The 22,662-nt window shown below is 49.1% G+C and carries 17 protein-coding genes; 11 read left to right on the top strand and 6 right to left on the bottom strand.

The window, feature by feature from the left end; genetic code table 11:
- Positions 1-183 (bottom strand): helix-turn-helix domain-containing protein (locus AB4Z29_RS28250; protein ID WP_441946299.1); only part of this gene is annotated, 183 nt, incomplete at its 3' end.
- A gap of 212 nt (positions 184-395) precedes the next feature.
- Between AB4Z29_RS28250 and AB4Z29_RS28245 the strand changes: the two genes are divergently transcribed.
- Both AB4Z29_RS28245 and fumC read left to right on the top strand, forming a co-directional pair.
- Entirely contained in the window at positions 396-1,640 is a 1,245-nt protein-coding gene (locus tag AB4Z29_RS28245) for an ATP-binding protein (protein WP_441946298.1), read from the top strand.
- Between the two features lie 306 nt (positions 1,641-1,946).
- A complete protein-coding gene (gene fumC, locus AB4Z29_RS28240) occupies positions 1,947-3,332 on the top strand; it encodes a class II fumarate hydratase (RefSeq protein ID WP_441946297.1) in 1,386 nt (461 codons plus the stop codon).
- Positions 3,333-3,521: 189 nt separating this feature from the next.
- Here fumC and AB4Z29_RS28235 read toward each other — a convergent pair whose 3' ends face one another.
- Positions 3,522-4,076, bottom strand: a complete 555-nt coding sequence (locus AB4Z29_RS28235) for a guanylate kinase (RefSeq protein WP_441946296.1) — start codon at positions 4,074-4,076, stop codon at positions 3,522-3,524.
- Between the two features lie 180 nt (positions 4,077-4,256).
- On the opposite strand from AB4Z29_RS28235, the gene AB4Z29_RS28230 reads away from it, so the two are divergent.
- Both AB4Z29_RS28230 and AB4Z29_RS28225 read left to right on the top strand, forming a co-directional pair.
- Positions 4,257-6,197 (top strand): ABC-F family ATP-binding cassette domain-containing protein, encoded by a 1,941-nt coding sequence (locus AB4Z29_RS28230; protein ID WP_441946295.1) that lies wholly within the window; start codon positions 4,257-4,259, stop codon positions 6,195-6,197.
- 35 nt (positions 6,198-6,232) lie between these two features.
- Positions 6,233-6,865 carry a fumarylacetoacetate hydrolase family protein gene (locus AB4Z29_RS28225; RefSeq protein ID WP_441946294.1) on the top strand — a complete coding sequence of 211 codons (633 nt, stop codon included), beginning with the start codon at positions 6,233-6,235 and terminating at the stop codon, positions 6,863-6,865.
- Positions 6,866-6,948: 83 nt separating this feature from the next.
- Here the strand turns inward: AB4Z29_RS28225 and AB4Z29_RS28220 are convergent, their stop codons facing one another.
- The 3 genes from AB4Z29_RS28220 to AB4Z29_RS28210 all read right to left on the bottom strand — a co-directional run bounded on the left by AB4Z29_RS28220 (position 6,949) and on the right by AB4Z29_RS28210 (position 12,021).
- Positions 6,949-7,410 (bottom strand): Dps family protein, encoded by a 462-nt coding sequence (locus AB4Z29_RS28220; protein ID WP_441946293.1) that lies wholly within the window; start codon positions 7,408-7,410, stop codon positions 6,949-6,951.
- Between the two features lie 1,601 nt (positions 7,411-9,011).
- Positions 9,012-10,988 carry a glycoside hydrolase family 15 protein gene (locus tag AB4Z29_RS28215; protein ID WP_441946292.1) on the bottom strand — a complete coding sequence of 659 codons (1,977 nt, stop codon included), beginning with the start codon at positions 10,986-10,988 and terminating at the stop codon, positions 9,012-9,014.
- 4 nt (positions 10,989-10,992) lie between these two features.
- Positions 10,993-12,021, bottom strand: coding sequence for a LacI family DNA-binding transcriptional regulator (locus AB4Z29_RS28210; protein ID WP_441946291.1), 1,029 nt, complete (start codon positions 12,019-12,021; stop codon positions 10,993-10,995).
- Positions 12,022-12,514: 493 nt separating this feature from the next.
- Between AB4Z29_RS28210 and AB4Z29_RS28205 the strand changes: the two genes are divergently transcribed.
- From AB4Z29_RS28205 to AB4Z29_RS28190, 4 genes are all read left to right on the top strand, one after another.
- Positions 12,515-13,837 (top strand): sugar ABC transporter substrate-binding protein, encoded by a 1,323-nt coding sequence (locus AB4Z29_RS28205; RefSeq protein ID WP_441946290.1) that lies wholly within the window; start codon positions 12,515-12,517, stop codon positions 13,835-13,837.
- A gap of 128 nt (positions 13,838-13,965) precedes the next feature.
- Complete coding sequence (locus tag AB4Z29_RS28200) at positions 13,966-15,279, top strand: carbohydrate ABC transporter permease (RefSeq protein WP_441946289.1); 1,314 nt, start codon at positions 13,966-13,968, stop codon at positions 15,277-15,279.
- A gap of 2 nt (positions 15,280-15,281) precedes the next feature.
- Entirely contained in the window at positions 15,282-16,121 is an 840-nt protein-coding gene (locus AB4Z29_RS28195; RefSeq protein ID WP_441946304.1) for a sugar ABC transporter permease, read from the top strand.
- Positions 16,122-16,124: 3 nt separating this feature from the next.
- A complete protein-coding gene (locus AB4Z29_RS28190) occupies positions 16,125-17,879 on the top strand; it encodes an alpha-amylase family glycosyl hydrolase (RefSeq protein ID WP_441946288.1) in 1,755 nt (584 codons plus the stop codon).
- A 283-nt stretch (positions 17,880-18,162) separates the two neighbouring features.
- Here AB4Z29_RS28190 and AB4Z29_RS28185 read toward each other — a convergent pair whose 3' ends face one another.
- Positions 18,163-19,017, bottom strand: a complete 855-nt coding sequence (locus tag AB4Z29_RS28185) for an AraC family transcriptional regulator (protein ID WP_441946287.1) — start codon at positions 19,015-19,017, stop codon at positions 18,163-18,165.
- Between the two features lie 292 nt (positions 19,018-19,309).
- Here AB4Z29_RS28185 and AB4Z29_RS28180 point away from each other — a divergent pair, with 292 nt between their 5' ends.
- Genes AB4Z29_RS28180 through AB4Z29_RS28170 form a run of 3 tightly spaced genes read left to right on the top strand, consistent with a single transcriptional unit; the run spans position 19,310 to position 22,646 of the window.
- Positions 19,310-20,443 carry an LLM class flavin-dependent oxidoreductase gene (locus AB4Z29_RS28180; protein WP_441946286.1) on the top strand — a complete coding sequence of 378 codons (1,134 nt, stop codon included), beginning with the start codon at positions 19,310-19,312 and terminating at the stop codon, positions 20,441-20,443.
- Between the two features lie 18 nt (positions 20,444-20,461).
- Positions 20,462-21,769 (top strand): ABC transporter substrate-binding protein, encoded by a 1,308-nt coding sequence (locus AB4Z29_RS28175; protein ID WP_441946285.1) that lies wholly within the window; start codon positions 20,462-20,464, stop codon positions 21,767-21,769.
- Positions 21,770-21,773: 4 nt separating this feature from the next.
- A complete protein-coding gene (locus AB4Z29_RS28170; RefSeq protein ID WP_441946284.1) occupies positions 21,774-22,646 on the top strand; it encodes a carbohydrate ABC transporter permease in 873 nt (290 codons plus the stop codon).
- Positions 22,647-22,662: the final 16 nt, after the last annotated feature.

Genomic DNA, 22,662 nt, shown 5'->3' with positions numbered 1-22,662 from the left:
CGCTTCTTGGGCAGAGCTAGCCACATAAGTCCCATTCTTCTTACCACCGCTACGCGCCAGTTCCCGCGCAATAGTAGAAGGATGTCGACCTAACTCATGCCCAATCCTGCGGCATGACCAGCCTAATCGATGCAGCGCTTCTAGTTGYCCTCGTTCAATTATGTTAAGATGGGAGTAGCTCATGTTGGGTTCTCCTGTAATTGATGGTTGTGTGGTAACTTCCATTTTACACGAATCCACTCATGGGCTTCTTTGTTCTTCTAGCTGTCGCACTTCATATTACAATTCGACTTAAGAAAAGGTTTAGACATCTCCTTCATAGAGGTATATGCTTTAGAGTAGCCTGAAGTATGTGCTTCAAGACTATAATTATGTTTATGATAGGGATGGGTAGTATGAGGTCAACAATGATCGAGGACATGCTTACGATCGTCTCGCGCCATATTTATGATTCGGCAACGCAAGTCATGAGCACGGCGAGTGCGATGATACCGGCTAATACATTTTGCATTGCGATAAATGACAGGCTTACGACTACGGTGCTCCGATCGTACAACCGTCGGCATATGATTTTGGACGAAGGATTGGTCGTGGATAATGAGGATTCTTACTGCCATTTAGTTATCGAGAAGTCCAAGGGTCCGCTCGTAATTGAAGACAATCTTACGCATCCTCTCACGAGAGAGATGGATGCAACAAAGCTAGTCGGCGGATGCTCCTTCATGGGGGTTCCGATCGTGAAACGGGAAGGCGAGGTTTATGGCTCGCTTTGCGCATTTGACCATAACTTCTACTCCTATGATGAGAAGGAAATAGCGTTTATGTCATCATTGGCCGCGTTTTTTGCGAATGTATTGGAATTGGAGGATGCGGCAAACGCGTTGAAGGATGCCCATCGGACGATTTATAGCTTGGCAGAGGAGAAGTCCAATCTGCTGGCTGTTATGAGCCATGAGATACGTACACCGCTTAACGGTATTATCGGTATGATAGATTTGCTTCAATCGACTGAGCCGTCGCTGGAGCAGCGCCAATTCTTGGACATTGCGAAAGCAAGCGGAGATTCGTTGATGGCTATTCTGAATGACATCCTATCGTATTCCAAGTTGGAATCAGAGGATAAGGAAACAAGCTATCATTCTATTAATCTGCAAGCCTGCGTGAAGCAAGTGCATGACCTGCTCCTTCACGATGCTTCTAATAAAGGAATCGAGCTTTACATGGACATAGATCCCACGATACCTGATCTTATAAGCGTGGATGTGACCAAGCTGCATCAAATTATCATTAATTTGCTCAGCAATGCGATTAAGTTCACCGATTCCGGAAGCGTAACGATAAAGGCAGAAGCGCTAACGGAAAGCGCGGATAGCCCAAGGCTGCTGCTTATGGTCAAGGATACGGGAATTGGGATCAATGCTAAAAAGCTGGATCAGCTGTTTCAGCCTTTTAGCCAATTGCATGCGCCGAGCCGGTCCGAAGAATATGGCGGCACAGGACTGGGACTATCGATTTGCAAGAAGCTTGCTGAGCAGATTGACGGACGTGTCTGGCTGGTAGAATCAAGCGAAAGCGGATCATGCTTTGCGCTGGAGCTGCCGCTGCTGCTTACGGAAGCAGATGTACAGAAGGCTCTGTAGGCATTCGAAGTATACATGGTAATGGTCTCGGTAGTAGAGGCCGTCGAATCTTGTGCAATGCAAAGTTTGCGGAAATGATGGACGCCGAGAGGCGTTCTTTTTGTTAGCGTTCGGTTGGCTGCAGTGCGAGTTGAAAGGGTTTATAAACGCTTTCGCACTTCAGGAGAAAGTTCGGAACCAGGGAGCTGTGCACAATTTCTTCTTATCTTAAATACGCTGGTTTGCTTGATTCTGAGCCAGATTAGCGTTATAACAGAAACAGGGTCATGTGAGATAAAACAATTGATTAAAGGAGTCGTTCAATTAATGGATTATCGGATTGAGAAGGACACGATGGGCGAGATTCAGGTTCCAGCAGACAAGCTATGGGGCGCACAAACGCAGCGCAGCTTGCAAAACTTCAAAATAAGCGGAGAGCGCATGCCGATAGAAGTCGTATACGCGATGGCTTTTATTAAGAAAGCTGCGGCGCAAGCGAACGAAAAGCTTGGCGTATTGGACGCGGCTAAATCGGCAATTATCGGTGAGGCCGTTGACGAAATCGTCGCAGGCAAATGGGACGAGCATTTCCCGCTAGTCGTATGGCAGACGGGGAGCGGCACGCAAACGAATATGAATGTCAACGAGGTTATCGCTAATCGCGCTAACGGCTTGCTTGCTGAGCGGGGAAGCGAAGTGCGCATTCATCCGAATGATGACGTGAACCGCTCGCAAAGCTCGAACGATACATTCCCAGCAGCTATGCATATCGCGGGCGTAATCGCTCTTGAGGATCGTTTGCTTCCTTCGCTTGATTTGCTTAACGGTACGCTTCGCGCCAAAGCAGAGAAATTTAACGATCTTGTCAAAATCGGCCGTACGCATCTTCAGGATGCAACACCAATTACACTTGGCCAAGAAATTAGCGGCTGGTATTCCATGCTGGACAGAACGCGTGCGATGCTGGTTCAAAGCGTTGAAACGATGCGTGATCTGGCGCTTGGCGGTACTGCGGTCGGTACGGGGCTTAACGCTCACCCTGACTTCGCAGTAGCGGTAGCTGAGGAGGTTACGGCGCTTACTGGAAAAACATTCGTAACGGCGGAGAACAAATTTCATTCGCTTACAAGCCATGACCAAATCGTCTATACGCATGGTGCGGTTAAAGCGCTGGCTGCGGACTTGATGAAAATCGCGAATGACGTGAGATGGCTCGCAAGCGGACCGCGCTGCGGCATTGGCGAAATCTCGATTCCAGAGAACGAGCCGGGCAGCTCTATTATGCCGGGCAAAGTTAACCCGACTCAAAGCGAAGCTTTGACAATGGCGGTATGCCAAGTCATCGGCAATGACACTGCGATTTCGATGGCGGCAAGCCAAGGCAATTTCGAGCTTAACGTATTCAAGCCTGTAATCATCTATAACTTCCTGCAATCGGTAGCGCTTCTAGCTGACGGCATGGTGTCTTTCAATGACAATTGCGCAATTGGAATTGAGCCTAACGAAGCGGTAATCAAGCGCAACCTTGACCAATCGCTCATGCTCGTTACCGCGCTTAACCCGCATATTGGCTACGAGAACGCGGCTGCGATTGCCAAAAACGCGCATAAAAAAGGACTAACTTTGAAAGAGTCCGCCATCGCAAGCGGCTTGCTTACTTCAGAGCAATTCGATGAGTTTGTCCGCCCGGAGAATATGATCGGCAAACGTTAATCGATAGTAAAAAGGGCTGGTTCTCGTCTTATAGACGGGAATCGGCCCTTTTTGATTGGAAACAGGTGCAATGAGACTGTTAGTTAGTGTGTTAGTTAATAAGCTAATTAATAAGTTAATTAATAAGCTAATTAATAATTTATTCAATAAGTTATTCAATAAGTTAGTTAATAAGTTAGTTAGTGAGTTCTAATGCATATATCTGTTGATAATCGCTTTGATTTGCTTGACTGTCTCTTCAATCGTGACATTCTCGATAATATGCTCGCAGTATTTGCGATAAGTCACTTCTTCCGAATAGTGGTCGAGGTAGCTGTTGATGATTTCATAGCTCGTGCCTTTGCTTTCCAGCCGCTCGGAAACGGTTTTCTTATCCACATATAGGAAGATTCGAATGGCACGGTCACCATACAACTTACGAATCGTGTCAGAGCCTTCACGGTTTAAAATGAGATAGGCGCTATTGCCGGCTTGCAGGGCTAAATCGAGATAGCGTTTGCCGATGCCATAGCGGTGCCGGTCGATTCGGACCGATTCGGTGAAAAAACCTTCGGCTGCCAATTGGTCGAATTGCTCTTTGCTGACGTAACGATAATCCATGTCGGGGCGCTCTTTGTCGCGCGGCGGTCGATCCGTGCAGGAGGGGATATGCGCTATGCCGGAACCTTGTAGCGCCTTATGCGCTGCTGTTTTACGGCCGGAGCCGCTTGTGCCGGTAAACAGAAATAGATAGGGCTTAACCATGCGGAATCACTCCTTCCTCATAGGTTATATATCGGCATAAAGAGGACAAACGATGATCATGATTTAGTGAAGCGGGAAAGGCTTTCGTGGCAGGCTGCGAGTGAAGACTAATCCTTTTTGTGGTATGATACGAATGGTTGCAATTGCAGCTATACTCTTGCGAAAAAGTAGGTTTGCCTCATGCATTTATTGTCTGTTGAACATATAACGAAGAGCTACGGCGAGAAGCTGTTGTTCGAAAATGTCACGTTCGGCGTAGAGGATGGCGACAAAGTCGGCATTATTGGCGTTAACGGGACAGGGAAATCTACCTTTCTGAAGGTTATAGCCGGCCTAGAGCAGGCTGACTCTGGCAAAGTGTCCATCGGCAACCGGGTGACGGTCAGAATGCTGGCACAGGACCCAGTGTTCGCACCTAATGAGACGACGCTTGAGCATGTGCTAGGCGGCGATTCCCCGCAGCTTAGAGCCGTGCAGGCGTATGCGGCTGCAATGGAAGCTATCGAGCTGAATCCGAGCAGTACGGCGCTGCAGGAGCAGCTGATCAAAGCGAATCAGCTGATGGATGAGTTCGATGCCTGGCAGCTTGAGAGCGATGCGAAGATGGCTTTGTCGAAGCTGGGCATCTATGATTTTGAAGCCAAGGTAGAAACATTATCCGGCGGACAGCGCAAGCGCGTTGCCATGGCGGCTGCGCTTCTGCTTCCTTCCGATGTGCTTATTCTTGATGAGCCTACGAACCATATTGATAATGATTCCGTTGCCTGGCTGGAGGGAATGCTCCAGAAGCGCAGGGGTGCATTGCTCATGATCACGCATGACCGCTATTTCCTTGATCGTGTCAGCAACCGAGTGATCGAGCTTGATAAAGGGCAAGCCCATTTCTATCAAGCCAATTACAGCCGCTTTCTGGAGTTGAAGCTTGACCGAGAGGAGCGGGAGGCAGCGACGGAGTCGAAACGCCAAAACCTGCTCCGCAACGAGCTTGCCTGGATAAGAAGGGGAGCTAAGGCAAGAACGACAAAGCAGAAAGCGCGTATCGACCGATTCGAAGCTTTGAAGGCTGATGCGCCTAAACAAGCAGGCGGTAAAATGGATGTTTCGGTCGCCTCTACGAGACTGGGCCGCAAAATCGTCGAGCTGGAAGAGGTGACGAAGCGTTTCGGCGAACGAACGCTGATCCGGGATTTCAGTTACATTGCGGTACCCGAGGATCGGGTTGGCATTGTCGGGCGCAACGGGAGCGGCAAATCAACCTTAATGAAGCTGATTGCTGGACATTTAACGCCGGATGAGGGAACCGTAGATCTGGGGACAACGGTTAAGCTAGGCTGGTTCTCGCAGGAGCATGAGGAAATGGATCAGACGCTGCGCGTCATTGAATATATTCGCGAAGGCGCCGAGCAGGTGAAGACGGCAGACGGCTCGACGATATCCGCTGGACAGATGCTGGAGCGATTCTTGTTCTCGCCGACCATGCAGTGGACGCCGATCTCCAAGCTTTCGGGCGGCGAGAAACGCCGTTTGCAGCTGCTCCGCGTGCTCATGAACGCGCCAAACGTGCTGCTGCTGGATGAGCCGACGAATGATCTTGATATTTCGACACTTACGGTATTGGAAGATTATTTGGACGATTTCCCTGGAGTCGTATTTGTTGTTTCTCATGACCGCTACTTTCTGGATCGGACAGTGGATAAAATCGTCGCCTTCGAAGGTGATGGGGTCATTGCGCATCATACCGGCAATTATTCCGATTATCAGGAGTATGTTGCGAAGCATGGGGCTGCAGCGAACAACACTTCATCTGCTCCAGCGGTGAAAGCACAGGAGCCGGTAATATCAAGCGTAACTGCAGCATCTGAGAAAGAAGCGGCTAAGCCGCGAACGCTCAAAATGTCCTACAAAGATCAGAAGGATTTCGAGCAAATCGACGGCTGGATTGAGGCTGCCGAGAATGAAATTAACGATATAGCCTCCCAAATGGAAGCAGCCAGCAGTGACTCTGTTAAGCTGCAAGAGCTTGCTGCCAAACAGCAGCAGCAGGAAGAAAAGCTGGAGAAGCTGATGGACCGCTGGGCGGAGCTGAATGAATTGGCTGAGCAGATTGCAGCGCAGAAATAGACGAGTTATTTTCAAAGTGGAAGGCGGAATTTTTCATGAGTACGAATGATATTCGAAATATATACTGCATTGGCCGCAACTACCGGCTTCACGCCTTGGAGCTTGGTAACGAGGTGCCTGATGAGCCGCTTGTGTTCACGAAGCCGACGCATGCGGTTGTGCCGATGGACGGCAATACGGTGACGCTTCCTGGGAGTGTGGGCGAGGTGCATTTTGAGCTAGAGATCGTGCTTCGCATCGGCCGCGCTTACGAGCCGGGAATGGATACGGAGCAATGCATCGACGGTATAGCGTTAGGCCTTGATTTGACGCTGCGCGATGTGCAGTCCAAACTGAAAGCGAAAGGCCAGCCTTGGCTGGCGGCCAAAGGGTTCAAAGGATCGGCGCCGCTAGGCGAATGGCTTCCTTACCCGGGTGCGGCTGCGCTAGCCGAAACGGAATTCGTGCTGCTTCGCAATGGTGTAGAGGCGCAGCGCGGAAAAGCGGCGGACATGTTGTTTAGTGTAGCTGAGCTGATACAATATGTCGGCGAGCATTATGGGCTGGGCGAAGGCGATATTATTTACACAGGAACGCCTGCGGGCGTGGCTGCTTTGCATGAAGGTGATCAGCTGCAAGCGCTGTGGGCGGACAAGAATGTTGGAAGCTGCAATGTGACGTTGGTTTAAACAAAGATAACGATGCATACAAAAGAGGGTGCCCCAGCAGCGAATTGGCTGATGGGACACCCTCTTTTTACGATGATGGCCGCTTATTTGCTATTAAATGCGCTTAGCATCCATACATGCTTTTCAAGGGTTGTATGAATCGCGAGCAGCATATCAGCCGTAGTCTCATCCTCGGCCTCTTGTGCTGCTTGCATGCCTTCCTTCAGCTCGCCAATGATCGTAGTGAAATCGGCGATCAATTGATCGACCATTTGGGTAGCATCCTCTTTGTTCGAGGCTTCCTCGATGCTGGAGGTTTTCATATGCTCCTTCATCGTTGCGATTGGCTTGCCTTTCAAGGCGAGTAGACGCTCCGCCAGTTCATCGACATGGAGTGCAGCTTCCTCGTAAAGCTCTTGGAATTTGACGTGTAAAGTGAAAAATTGGGAGCCCTTCACATACCAATGGTAATTATGAAGCTTAATGTAGAGCAGGCTCCAGTTGGCGATTTGGTGATTCAGATGCTGTTGTACAGTTGTCGATTTAGCAGTAGTTGCTGTTGTCATAGTGATCATCCTTTCTGATGGTAGTTTGCGCTATAAGTAAGTGGTGAATACGAAGTAAATAAGGAGAACTATATTTGATGATTTCGATTTAGACCAATTCCTTATTTATAATTATTACAAATAGCTAACTACTTGTCAATACTATTACACGCATTTGCGCGATGTGAAACATGGCAGGTGTAGATGATGTTGAAATAGGCAGGAGAATAAGCTCAAGGCAGTAACGCTAGGGGAGAGGGAGAAAGCGCTGGGAATAAAGTTGATTGCTGGAAATGGAATGTATTGTTAGTGGTTGCTTTGCTGGAAAAGGAATGTATTGTTTGCTGAATGAGGGATAAAATGATTACCTTCAGCTAAGGCTACATTGTAGTTTTTACAATAGAAACCGGATTTATGAGGCAATTTACCAGCTACGTTGCAGTTATTGCAATAGAATAGATCTTCAAAGGCTAAGTATCGTCTATATTGCTGGCTTACGTTGCATAAACTGCAATCTAGATCCTTGATAAGGCTGTCTGCAACACTTTCTGTTGTATTTTCTACATCGTACGAACAGCATCCGGTAACTTATCCTTTCTATTGGTATGAATAGCTGGGGGTATGAAGGTAAAGCCGCTGTCTAGACAACCCACAGCTTCGAGTTGTACCAGTTATTGTTTGCGAACAGCTGTTGGTTAGGGAACAAGGATTGCTACTGAGGCAGTAATAGACATTCAACGAGCGGGTCCATCGGTTGTGGGCAGCTGTTGGTTAGGGAACGAGGATTGCTACTGAGGCAGTAATAGACATTCAATGAGCGGGGCCATTGGTTGCGAGCAGCTGTTGGTTAGGGAACGAACGAGGGCTGCTACTGAGGCAGTAATAGACATTCAACGAGCGGGTCCATTGTTGCGAACAGCTGATGGTTAGGGAACGAGGATTGCTACTAAGGCAGAATTGACACTCAACGAGCGGGTCCATCGATTGTGGCAGCTATTGGTTAGGGAACGAGGACTGCTACTGAGGCAGTAATAGTTACATTCAATGAGCGGGTCCATTGTTGCGAACAGCTGTTTGTTAGGGAACGAACGAGGGCTGCTACTGAGGCAGTAATAGTTACATTCAATGAGCGTGTCCATTGGATGCGTGCAGCTGTTGGTTAGGTAACGAGGACTGCTACTGAGGCAGTAATAGACATTCACCGAGCGGGTCCATTGGTTGCGAACAGCTGATTGGTTAGGGAACGAGGACTGATACTTCGGCAGTATTAGGCATTCAACGTGCGAGGCTATTCGTTGCGAACAGCTCTTGGTTAAGAGTGAGAGCCGCTTTTTAGGTGGTCCTTGGCATGTGTCGATAATTGTTACGATTAGCTGTTGGTTATGATGTGAAGAGTGAGCTGATGGTTATGATGCGAAGAGCACGGCGAAGGCAGCCCACGGCATACAATAATGCAGGTCATTTGTTGCAAACAGCTGTTGGTTTCAAAACAAGGACCGCTGCTTAGCAACGGTCCTTGGACGTAATTATACTGGTTAGTTACTAGCAGCATGAATCAACAGCTTCAGCAGTTCAGCTTCTACCGATCAACTGCTGCTGTTCTTGCTTCAGCTGTTCAGCTTCTACCGATCAACTGCTGCTGTTCTTACCGCTACTGTTTTTGCTTCTGCTTCAGCAAGCATAAATACAGTTAGAATAAACATCGCGTGCGACCATGTGAGCGGCACAACCCAGGCTGTTTCGCCGGTGTTTTTGTCGACTTGCTCGGGCAGCAGTCCCATTTCCGTACGGTGGTTGATCGCCCACTTGAGCAGCTGCTTGGCTTGTTCGAGGCTTCCCGTTTGAATGCGGTAATGGGCCAGCCATAGCGTCGTGAGAATCCATGGATTGCCGCCGATATAAATGTCATCCTCATAACGTTTAATGCCGCCAACACCAGGTACGGTTAAAGCCGCTTCCACTGCGTCGGCTGTCCGGCGCATATATTCGTGATCAGCAGATACAGCTTCAAAAGGAACCGCGATGCCGAGCAGGCTGACGTCGATGATGGCATCGTAATGGATAATATGCTTCTTGTTGCCCTTATTGCCTTCCACGATATAGCCCGTTGCGCCATCAGCAATCGTCTGCGTATATTTGCTCGCATGCACGGTCAGCTCGACTCCGCGATAGAAGGAACCGACGTCCTCGTTCCAGCATAGCTCTTTAATGGCTGATGCCATACGCTCGGCAGCTACGGTCCATTCGGCTGCTAGCTCAGCTTCATCCATAAGCTGCGCAAAGCTTGCAGCAGCGGTCAAGCCGCCATAAACGGCAGCGGAGGAGTAAGTATGGGAGGCTTCGCGTTCTTCCCACAAGTCGATGCTCGGTTTTGGCAAACCGCTCTCGGCATCGATATAGCTCATTAAGAAAGAAGCGCCTTTCTCGACGGCCGGCCAAACTTGCTCTGCAAATTGCCGATCTTGCTTTTCCATGTAATGCTGCCACATCCCCCAGATGATGGATGAGCCTTCGTCGATCTGAAGTCCCCATGATGGAGCTAGGCTCCCGTCATGATAATGGCGCTGCTGCCACGAGCCGTCAGGTGACTGTGCGGTAAGCGTCCATGCATAGAAGCTGTCCGATAAGTAGCCAAGGCCTGCTCTATCAAGCGCAGTTGTAATGAATGCGGCATCTCGGCCCCAACAGAACGAATATCCGCCGCAACGGACGAATTGTTCATCAAATTCCGGTGCTGCAATAATGCTTCCCGTCTGCTCGTCAGACATAAGCTTGAACATCAGCAGGGAGCGGTCATACAAATCGGATATGTCCGCATCTGCAATAGGACATGGTACTGCCGAGGTCAGGAAATTCTGCCAGTAACTCGTCGTTTCCTCCAGCCACTCAGCGCTTTCCTTCTCCTTCACCAAGCGCATTTGCTGCAAAGCGCTCTGTTCATCATGCCCTGCCGTAATATATACGGGGATCGTTAGTGATTCACCTGCAGCAAGTGAGCTAAACTGCCACTTTAATGCGCCGTCAGGCTTCATGTCAATCTCATTTCCATTCAACTGGCCGCTTTGCGCTGACTCCCATGAAAGCCCCGATTGGAAGTTTGTGCATACGTTTGCACTAGAAAGCGCAAAATAATACTTGTGCCGAAAATGAACCAAAGCATCGTCAGCTGCTGCGAACTTTGTAGTGTTGTAGAGCTGATTTTCGCTGACGAGAAAAGAGGAATGCATGACAAACGAGAAGGAGAGCGGCTCATTGCTTGTATTCGTAAAAGTATATTCCCGCACGATTGCATCTTGGCCAGGAATGGCGAAATGAAAGCTTTCAACCTGAAGCGGCTGCTGCACGGAACTTGCTGTCACGCGGAATATATTGGTTTTATCCACATATCCGGCTTGATGCTTCCAGCCATCAGCTTCTTCATCGAACCAAGATATATTCTCTTGCTCATATTGGATCCCCGTGCGAATCGCGTCTACATGTTGGGGGAGATCGATGTTTGGCCACCACAGGCGGTACATTTTGCCTGTGCGGCCAAGGGACGCGAGGAATTTAGAATTTCCGATGATCGCGTCGACTAAATATGGCTTTTTATCTGACATGAGGTCAGCTCCTTTTGGATATGTTCTGTATCGATGACTCTCGAACAATCAATCTATGGGGAATGATCATTCTGTTCTGGTGTACGCTTTCCTCCTGAATGAAACGAATCAGCATTTGCGAGGCAGTATAACCAAGCTGGTAGGTTCCGATATCGATGGAGCTGATCGGAGGCGTTGCTAGCTCGGATAGGGCAATGTTATTGAAGCTTACAATGCTCAAATCATCCGGAACTTTGAACCCAAGCTCCGTCAAGCCGCGGAGTACGCCGAAGCCGACAACATCATCGATGACGACAAGGCCGCTTGGCCGCTCAGGCAAGCTCATCATGAAAGACATCGCGCGATAGCCACTCTGTTGCAGAAACTCGCCTTCGACAATCCATTCGGATCGGACAGTGAGGCCTGCCTCGCGCATTGCTCTTCGATAACCTTCCATCCGGTCATGCGCCACGGTAAGCGTAGGCGGTCCGCTGACGAATCCGATTCTTTCATGGCCTTGCAAAATAAGATGCTGGGTTGCATCATACGCTGCGAGCTCATTGTCGTTGTCGACAGATAAAATATTCGGGCGATCTTCCGTTCGACCAATTAATACGGTAGGGAAGTTATGTTTGTTCAAGAGGTCAATTAGCGGGTCATTCACTCGTGACGACAACAAAATAACGCCATCAACTCTGCGGCCGAATACAAGTCTAGACACCGTTTCTGTTTCGTCGCTTGGCGAGGTTGCAGCAGTAAGAAGCATGTCATAGCCAGCTCTTGTTGATTGTGTCAAAATACCGCGAAGCAATTCACCGAAGAAAAAATCTTGGAACAGCTCTTCGGCAGGTCGAGGAAGCATGATGGCCAGCGTCTGGGTTGTTTTTGAGACAAGGCTCTTCGCCATCACGTTAGGATGATAGCCCATTTCTTCCATAAACCGTTTAACCTTCAAGGTGGTTGCTTTACTGATTCGAGGGTGATTGGAGACGACCCTGGATACGGTAGAAGGAGACACTCCGGCGGCTTTTGCAATATCTTTAATGGTTACCATAGTAAGTACCTTCCCCCATTGCGCAATCATGCATGCTATATATGCTACATCCTAATGCAATTGTTGCCTAAAAGTAAATATATATCTAAAGAAAGCGTTTCACAAATCATAAAAAACTGAATCAGAAAGAGAAAAGAGGAGAATAATGAAGAAAACGCAGTATTTGTTCCGCATAATCAACTGTGCAAACGTTTTAACAAATGATAGAGCTTGTTGTATGATGAATCCACGAATAGAACGCTTTCAAAGTCGTTTACTCAGGTTAGCTTCGCAAATAACGCTGAAAATGCCAATTGCGACGCTATTTTTTTGACAGATTGTACAAACGTTTGCACAAATCGTATAAGAGGTCATTCCAACCGGATGGGACTATTGCGGAAGGTGCCAAATGAAGAGTGCTAGAAACAGTCTGCCGATTCTAATCTGAAAAACCTTTTGAACGGCGTCGATTCAAAAAAAGCATGGAACACATTATGGAGGGGGATCACCCAGCATGAAAAAGTGGTTTGTAATGTCATTAATTGTTTCCTTGTTTATCGTATCCGCATGCGGCGGATCGAACAACGGAGGTAAAACGGAAAATGCCGCTAACGCTACAAATGCACCTGCTAACACAAACAACGCAGCAGGTAATGAGAGTGAAGGCGCAGCAGAGTCTGACGAAATAACTCCTGAGGAAGGCGCATCCTTGCTCGTATGGGAGAGTAAAGAAGAGCGTCCATTCGTTGAAGCAATTTCAAAAGAATTTACGGAAAAATACGGCATTGAAGTGAAATTCGAAGAGGTTGGCGCAGCTGACCAAGTAACGAAGCTTACCACGGACGGTCCGGCTGGGCTTGGCGCAGACGTCGTTGTTTTCCCGCATGACAACCTGGGCAGAGCGGTAACGGCAGGCCTTGTTCTTCCGAACGATTTCTATGAAGAGCAAGCCAAAACGGCTAACTCGGAAATCGCGGTGAACGCCGTTTCTTACGGCGGTACACTTTACGGCTACCCGCGTTCGATCGAAACGTATGCTTTGTTCTACAACAAAGCACTCATTAAAGAAGCGCCAAAAACGTTTGACGAAATCGTAGCGTTCGCAAAAACCTACAATGACGTGCCAAATAACAAATTTGCTCTGATGTGGGAAGTAGGAAACTTCTACTTCAACTATCCGTTCATCTCAACTGGCGGCTATGTTTATGGCGAGAATGGCCAAAACAAAGACGACATCGGCTTGAATACAGAAGGCGCAGTCAGCGGCTTGAAATACTATGGCTCGCTAAAAGACAGCATCCTGCCGCTTAACTCCGGCGACATCACGTATGACATCAAAAAAGGCATGTTCACAGGCGGTACGCTTGCCATGGACATTAACGGCCCTTGGACGATTGCGGATTACAAAAGCGCTGGTATTGATTTCGGCGTGGCACCAATCCCGAGCATTAATGGCCAACCGGCATCTTCGTTCTCCGGCGTAAAGGCTTGGTATGTGAATCAATTCTCGAAATATCCGAATGCGGCTCGTTTGTTCGCGAATTTCGCTTCCACTAAGGCAGCTCAATTGAAGGATTTCGAATTGACAGGCGCTATTCCAGCTAACACAGAAGCAACAAATGACGCAGCAGTCCAAGGAAATGACATCGTAAAAGGTTTTGTTGCACAGTTCAACCAATCGACGCCTATGCCTTCGATTCCTGAAATGGGCAACGTATGGAGCCCAATAGCGGCGGCGTTCTCCGATGTGTGGAATTCCGGCAAGGATGCGAAAGCAGCTCTTGATAACGCGGTTCAACAAATCAAGGATGCGAATAACGGTACAGCAGCCAAATAATAAATCATGTCTGGCACAACCCGCCGAGCTATGCTCGGCGGGTGAGCCGATGTGCTGAAATCCGCGGCTTATTTAAGCGTATGGCGGTTTAAATTGTTTGTGATATGAAAGGAAGGGAGCTTGGCGGGATGAAGCGTCATCGCAGCACCGCGGCTATATTGTCGTTACTCGTAATGGGTCTTGGCCAATTGTATAACCGCCAGTTTATTAAAGGCTTGATCATGCTTGCTGTCGAAGCGGCAGCGCTGATGTATTTTATACCGAATTTAGGAAGAGCCATATGGGGTATCGTAACATTAGGCGAAAAAACGCAAGGGCTCGAGAAAATCGGAAAAATAAGTGTGCGCGTGGAGGGAGATCACTCGATCTTTCTATTAATCAGCGGTCTAATTACGCTATTCCTATTTATACTTTTTATCATCATCTACATTATGAATATTCGCGATGCCTATCGGAATGGCAAGCAGAGAGATGAAGGCGTACTGCTAGCAAGCTTCCGGCAGACGTTGGCTTACGTGACGGACCGTAATTTTCCGCATTTGATGCTGACCTTGCCGGCGCTCGGCGTGTTGTTTCTAACGATCATGCCGATTATCTTCATGGTTATGCTTGCTTTCACCAACTACGCGTCGCCTGATCATATTCCTCCGGCCAAGCTGGTGGATTGGGTAGGCTTCCAAACGTTTGCTAATTTGCTCACACTCAAGACGTGGAGCCATACGTTTATTGGCGTGTTTACATGGACGATTATATGGGCCGTTATCGCAACGGTAACGACATATTTCGGCGGCCTGCTGGTTGCCCTGTTAATCGAGCAGAAGGGCATTCGCTTCAAAAAGCTGTGGCGGACGCTGTTCATTATTCCTTATGCGATTCCGCAGCTGATTTCCTTGCTCGTCATGCGAAATCTATTCAACGGGCAATTTGGTCCGATCAATCAATACTTAGGTTATTTCGGCATGGGCAAGCTGCCTTGGCTGACAGATCCTTTCTGGGCAAAAGTAACGGTTATTCTAGTTAATATGTGGGTGGGCATACCGGTATCGATGGTGCTCATTCTGGGTGTATTGACCGCTATTCCGAAGGACCTGTATGAAGCGGCGGATGTTGATGGAGCGACCGGTATTCAGAAGTTCCGCATCATCACGATTCCGTTCGTGCTGTTCTCTACAGCGCCGATTCTGATTACGCAATTTGCTGGCAACATTAACAACTTCAACGTTATTTTTCTGCTTACGAACGGGGATCCGGTAAAAGGTGATTATCAATTCGCCGGCAGCACCGACCTGCTCGTGACGTGGCTGTATAAACTGACGCTGAACAACAGTCAATTCAACATGGCCTCGGCCATCGGCATTATTATTTTCATCATCGTCGCTACATTCTCGATTTACAACTATCGCCGTACGCGGTCATTCAAAGAGGAGGATATGATCCAATGAAAATGGGACGCAAAACAGCGAATGTTGTCCGTTTGACGTTAAGCTATCTCTTATTAATAGCGATTGCCATCTGCGCGATCTATCCGGCGCTTTGGGTGCTGCTGTCGTCGCTTCGTCCGGGTACGTCGCTATTCAGCTCGAGCTTGATTCCGGAATCCTTTACGCTTGTCCATTATAAAGAGCTGTTCACGAATCCAAGCTTCCGTTACGGAGTCTGGTACTTGAACACGCTGAAGATTGCGACTTTAACGATGATTTTCTCTACGATTCTCGTTACGCTAAGCATGTACGCCTTGTCGCGTTTCCGCTTCCGCGGCCGCAAGATGACACTGACGATTATGCTTGTACTCGGCATGTTTCCCGGCTTTATGAGCATGATTGCGATCTTTATTTTCTTGCTGCAGCTTAATTTGCTGGATACGCATGCAGCGTTGATCATCGTTTATTCGGCAGGTGCGGTACTGGGAGGCTTTGTCGTAAAAGGCTTCTACGATACGATTCCACGCAGCTTAGATGAAGCGGCGCGTATTGACGGAGCGTCTCATTTGCAGGTATTTGTCAAAATCATGCTCCCGCTATCGCGCCCGATGCTTACGTACGTGGCACTAACGACATTCGCGGGCTCATGGGTTGACTTCATATTTGCGAGATTGGTGCTGCGCAGCAAAGACAACTGGACGCTGGCTGTCGGAATGTGGGATCTTGTTAACTCCTATCAGAACAGTAACTTTACGCTCTTTGCGGCTGGTGCGGTCTTGATTGCGATTCCGATTACGTTGCTATTCGTCTTCTTGCAGCGTTTCCTTGTGCAAGGGCTTATGTCCGGCGCTTCAAAAGGGTAAGGCATGAAAGACATACGTTTGCATAACGTTGGAACTGTCCTGTTTAGTCTAATGCTGCTTGCTGCACTTGCTGCTTGCTCTTTGGGCGGCGACAGCACTGAGCCGCATTCGGGAAATCCAGCGCAAGGAAATCATGCCCTTAGTACACCGGATGGTGATGATAAAGGTAAAGGTGAAAGTGAAAGTGAAAGTGAAAGTGAAAGTGAAAGTGAAAGTGAAGGTGAAAGTGAAGGTGAAAGTGAAGGCGAACCGGCCGCAGCGGCTTATCAAGTGGATGAACAGCCAGGAGGCGTTTATTATGAAATCTTTGTGCGTTCCTTCTATGACACGAATGGAGACGGAATTGGCGACTTGAACGGGGTTACCGCCAAGCTTGATTATTTGCAAGAGCTTGGCGTGAGCGGCATTTGGCTTATGCCGATCAATGCCTCTCCAAGCTATCACGGATACGACACGACCGATTATTATGCCGTTAATCCGGAGTACGGTACGCTTGAGGACTTGAAGAAGCTGCTGGGTGAAGCGCATAAGCGCGGGATTAAGATCATCATGGATCTTGTCGTGAATCATACGAGCAAGGAGCATCCTTGGTTCAAAGAAGCGCTCGCGGATGAGAATAGCCCTTACCGTAGCTGGTATACGTTCACGAAGCCAGACGATAAGGTTCGTGCAGACGGCGCGGTTGGCGGCGACCCTTGGCATAGCTATGGCGGTTTGAAGTATCTCGGAGTGTTCTGGGAGGGTATGCCTGACCTGAATTTCGATGAGCCTAAGGTTCGAGAGGAAATGGTCAAGATCGGTCAATATTGGCTGGATCAAGGACTGGACGGATTTCGGCTGGATGCAGCCAAGCATATATATGGAGACTTTGCTTCAACGGCTAGCACGCCGGAGATTCAGGCTAAGAACAAAGCCTGGTGGCAGGAATTCCGTACAGGCGTGACAAAATCGAAGCCGGATGCGTACCTCATCGGAGAGGTATGGGATTCACTGACGGTGATCGCGCCTTACTTTGACCAAGCGCTGGATTCCGCGTTTCACTTTGATCTGGCGGGGCGCTTGATTAGCTCAGCCGACAAAGAACTAGATGTAGACTTGGCTTTCTCGCTAGGGCGCGCCTATGGCGTCTACGAGAAATCCTCGGGCGGCAAGTTCGTGGATGCGCCATTCCTGAGCAATCATGATCAGAATCGCGTCATGACCGTATTGAACGGAAACATTGATCATGCCAGAATGGCGGCGGCTATGCTGCTGACCCTTCCGGGAACGCCTTATCTTTATTACGGCGAGGAGCTCGGCATGAAAGGCGCTAAGCCAGATGAGTTTATCCGCGAGCCGATGCCGTGGTATAAAGATTCAAGCGGCGGCGATGGTCAGACTGCATGGGAGAAGCCGCGCTTTAATCTGGAGCCGGAAAAGGTGTCCGTAGAAGCGCAAACGAAAGATGAAGCCTCTCTACTGAACCATTATCGCCAACTGATTAAGTGTCGGAACGAGGAACCCGCGCTGCGGGACGGGAGCATTGCGGAGTTCAAGCTGGAACCGGCTAATCGAAAGCTTAGCGCCTATGTTCGAATGACAGCCGGTGAACGTGTACTCGTTATTCATAATTTATCCCCAGACAAGCAAACGACGATGTTGCAAGCGTCTCAAGCATATGGCAGCTTTGAGGCGCTTACCAGAGCGACAAGCACCGAAGCCGAGCTAGCTGAGAGCAGGCTAACGATTCCTGCATACAGCACGGTTATATTGAAATAATGAAGAGGGAGCTGCACATAAAGTGCGGTTTCCTCTTTTTTGTATACAGATTGGGGACGAACTTTGTAAGGAGCATCCGCTTGCTTGGATCGCCTAGAAAGCGACATAGGAGGAGATTTGCAAAAATATTGAAGTGTGATGCCGTTTTTTTAACAGTCTGGGCTTTGCATGGGCAATGTGGGAAATTACGAATGTGCTGGTACTGGTTGGGTTCATATATGTCCTGCATCTCTTCAAAAGCAGAATGGGGAGCGAGACGAAGGGCGCTTCTTAACTGGGAGGGTTATTCTTTCCTGAACTGGGCAGGAGACACGCCAACATGTTTTTTGAATGCCTTCGAAAAGGAGAATAAATCGGGATACCCGACGGATTGCGCAATTTCAGCAAGCTTGTAGTCCGTCTGCTTCATTAGTAATCTAGCTTCGTTCATACGGAGCTGCTGCACATATTTCATCGGAGAGAGTCCGAAAGCTTTGGAGAAGCTTTTGGAAAAATGCGTGCGGTCGATACCTACATAATCCGCAACGCTTTCAATGGTTATCCCGTCGGCATAGTGGATTTCCAAATAATCCTTTGCCCGCTGCAGCCAGCTGCCAGATGAGGCGAGAACATCTTGCGGAACATTGCTTCTAGCGAGGATGTCGAATATTTGATGAAAGATGGACAGGCGCAACAAATCCGAAGCAGGTTCTACCTTGTCAGTGGCAAGGGTGAAGAATTGCCCCATTCGCTCAATTGCAGCATTGGTCAATCCGTCCCGCAAATGAGGTTGATAGGGAGTTAGTCCGACTCGCTCCAGCAGGGACAGTGCGTATTTACCATCGAATGCAAAAAAGATTTTGCGCAGCAAAGCATGCTCGGTTGTGTAATATTCATGCGTCACCTGAGGAAACAGGCAGTAGAGATCGTTCTTGCGCAGCGGGTACGTTTGTCCCCCTTGAATAAAGGTGCCTTCCCCTTCAAGCACCATAATCAAATAATAATAAGGCGTAATTCGGGGACCGATATGATAGCCGGGCTTTGCGATATTGGCACCGAGCCGAATAGGCCAAGCTGCGCCTGCCTTCTCGAATGCAGACGGCGTGAAATAGTGGATCTCAAGCTGCTCGTGATGATCCTCTTTCATGTTATGGAACATGGATGGCCCCCCCTTTTTTACCATTGCTTTTCCGATGTGAAGCTTATCCTATGATTTGGTTCATACCTATGAAACCACAAAATGACAAACAACTCAAGCTACGAATTGACATTTACACGATGGGTGTCTCCTTGCTATTATTCAAATAACAAATTAATCCGATAAATTTTGTTGGTTATCTACCGGACAACTGGTGAAACGGCAATATTCGCATCGTATGCGTTTGTTGTTGTATGACTCGAACATAGCATTCTTTACTTCACGACAACGAAGCGTAAAGGGGACAAACGAAATGAGCAAGCAAGCAAAGGTGGAATTTGGCTGGTTTATTCCGACAAACGGAGATGGTCGCTATATAGGCGTGAAGCCGGAACGGGAACCGTCTCAGCAATATTTTGTAGAGGTTGCACAAGCCGCAGAGGAAGCGGGTTATGAGTTCGCGCTTATTCCGGCTGGAGGGGATTGCTGGGATGGCTGGATCGTTGGTTCTTGGGTAGCCTCGGCGACAACGAAGCTGAAGCCGCTAATTGCGATGAGACCAGGCCTCGTCTCACCTGTGCTTGCTGCCCGCATGGCCTCGACACTGGACCGCATGTCAGGCGGACGCGCGCTCATTAATGTGGTAACCGGACATTACCCGGCAGATTTAAAAGCAACTGGCGATCCGCTGCATGGCAGCCACGATGAACGTTATGAGCGGACAAAAGAATTTCTTGATGTTGTGAAGGGTGTATGGCAGCAGCCGGAAAGCGAAGGGGCAGGCTTTGATTTTGCTGGGAAACACTATGAGGTAGAAGGCGGCCTTAGCAAGCCTGCGCCGATTCAAACGCCGCATCCCCCCCTGTATTTTGGAGGAAGTTCGGTCGCTGGCAAACGTGTGGCAGCGGAAACGGCGGACGTTTACTTAATGTGGACGGAGCCGCTTGATTGGATTCAAGGTCAAATCGGCGAGATGGAAACGTATCTGGCAGAGCTTAAAACAGAGAAGGGTATCGAAAGAGAGCTGCGCTACGGTATTCGGGCACAGGTCGTGGTTCGGGAAACGGAAGAAGAGGCTTGGGCGGCAGCTTGGAACATTCTGAGCAAAGCCGATCCGGAGCAATTAAAGGCTAAGGAGAAGCTGCATTCGAAGACGGATGCGACGAACCAGAAACGCCAGATGGATTTGTTCAGCCAATCGAAGGAGCAGGACTATGTAATCGGACCTAACCTTTGGTCAGGGCTGTCTGCGATTCGCGGCGGCGGCGCGGTGACGTTCGTCGGAACGCCGGAGCAGGTATCGGATCGTTTAATCGAGTTTATTGATGCCGGTGTCACCTCATTTATTTTATCGGGTTATCCGCATCTGGAAGAAGCTAAAATCTCAGGAGAGCTGCTGCTGCCTCTCGTGAAGCGGAAGCTCGCTGCTAAAGGCATCACCATTTAATCCATTGGAGGAATGAGAATGAAATCATTACGTAAACCGCAACTAGCGCTGCTGGCGCTAACGATCATATTGAGCTTGGTGCTGTCGGCCTGCGGTTCGAATAATTCTGCGAATTCGAATACGGGCGGGAACAAGCCGTCTGAAGGTTCGGAGGAAGGCGGCAATGGAAATAAGCCTGTAACGATCAGCTTTATTCACTGGCGCGGCGAGGATGCTGCCGTGCTCGACGGCATCATTAAGAAGTTCGAGGAGAAGAACACGAACATTAAAGTGGAAACGCAGGTGTTCCCTTCCGATCAATATCAATCGACAGCTCAAGCGAAGCTGCTTGACGGTTCGGTAGGCGACGTGTTCGCTTCATTCCCGGGCGCCCAGTTCGAGGCGATAGCCAAAGCCGGCTTGTTCACCGATTTGACAGGAGCCTCTTTCGTAGCCAACTTTACGCCATCCTTAATTGAATCGGGCCAAAAAGAAGGCAAGCAGCTGGCGGTACCTTACCAGCTGGTATACAACATTCCGATTTATAATGTAAAGCTATTCGAGAAATACGGCATCGAGGTGCCGAAGGATTGGGAGGGCTTCCTTGCTGCGGCCGAGAAGCTGAAGCAGGAAGGCATCGTGCCGATTGCATTCCCGGGAGCAGATATCGGTCCAGGCCAATTCATGAATCCGATGGTAATGAATAACGCGCCCGATGAAGAGGTATTCGTGAAGCTTGAAGCGGGCGAAACAAAGCTTACCGATGAATGGTGGGTCAAGACGCTGTCCCAATTCAAGGAGTTAAATGACAAAGGTTATTTCCAGAAGGATGCGCTCGGAACGAAGGGCGATGCGGCAGGTGCGTTGTTCGTGCAGGAGAAGGCGGCGATACTGGCTACTGGCTCCTACCAGCTCGTGGGCAATAAGAAAAACAATCCAGAGCTGCAGCAGGGCTTGCTTGCGCCGATTACGGTTTCTGCTGATCAAGCCGTGTTTGAGGGGATTCATACGACGACCTTCATGCTCGCTGTGAACAGCAAGTCGAAGCATCCGGAGGAAGCGAAGAAATTCATCGAATTTCTGAGCCAAAGCGATGTTGCCGGCGAATACGCAAACGGAACGGGACAGAACGTTACGGTCAAAGACGTGGCATACACGAGCGACGAGCTGAAGGCTGTTGCTGAATGGACGGCGAAGAAAACGCGGTTCCAACCCCGCTTTACGATTAAAAACGCAGAGGTTCAGAAAGCGGTCACCAGCTCCATACAAGCCGTGTTAGGCGGGACGGAGCCGGCGAAGGCCGCGGCAGACGCGCAAGCGATCGTGAACCAGCAGATAGGAAAATAAACGAATGAAAAAGGCAACGAAGCTATTACCGTTTTTTGTACCGGGCATTGCCTTGTACCTTGTACTCTTCATTTATCCGACGGTTACGGGCTTCTATTATTCTTTAACGGATTGGGACGGCTTATCGCCGTCCTATCAGTTCGTTGGCTTGGATAACTATGCGAACGTAGCCAAGGATATTATTTTCCGCAAATCGATCGTAAACAACATTAAATTTATGCTCGCTGTCGTTGTGGTGCAGACGCTCGTTTCGCTGCTGCTTGCGCTGCAGCTGTCCAAGCAGACAAAGGTGAACGTAGCGCTGCGTTCCCTCTATTTTGTTCCAACGATTCTCTCGTCCGTATCGGTCGGATTCATTTGGACGTTCGTATACGATCCGTTGCTCGGGTTATTGAATGGCTTGCTTGAGGCGGTTGGCCTGTCATCCTGGACACAAAATTGGCTGGGCGATGCAGGAATAGCGATATTCTCGATTGCGGCCGTTCAAGCTTGGGCGCATATCGGCCAAATGGTTATTTTGTTCGTCGCGGGACTGCAAGCGATACCGGAGGAGCTGGTAGAATCGGCAAAGCTGGACGGCGCAACGCGGCTGCAGCTGTTCTTTCGGGTGATCTGGCCGCTGCTCGCGCCGGCTGCCGCGATCGTAGTTTCCTATACGACTATTCAATCGTTTAAGGCGTTTGACCTTGTGTTCACGATGACCGGAGGCGGACCAGCGTATTCCACTGAAATCTTATCGACTTATATTTACAACTCGGCGTTCATGAATTATACGTTTGGCAAAGCGTCGACGGCATCCGTATATTTTCTTGTGCTGATTTCGTTTATTACGTTTCTTCAATTCCGCGCGCTTCGGACCGATCGCGTAAACTATTAGCAAGCAGGCAGGTGAA

Origin of the sequence: Paenibacillus sp. 2TAB23 (assembly GCF_052115165.1) — a bacterium.
GTDB lineage: Bacteria > Bacillota > Bacilli > Paenibacillales > Paenibacillaceae > Pristimantibacillus.
Note: the sequence above shows the minus strand (reverse complement) of the source record. Positions and strands in the feature narration are given on the sequence as shown.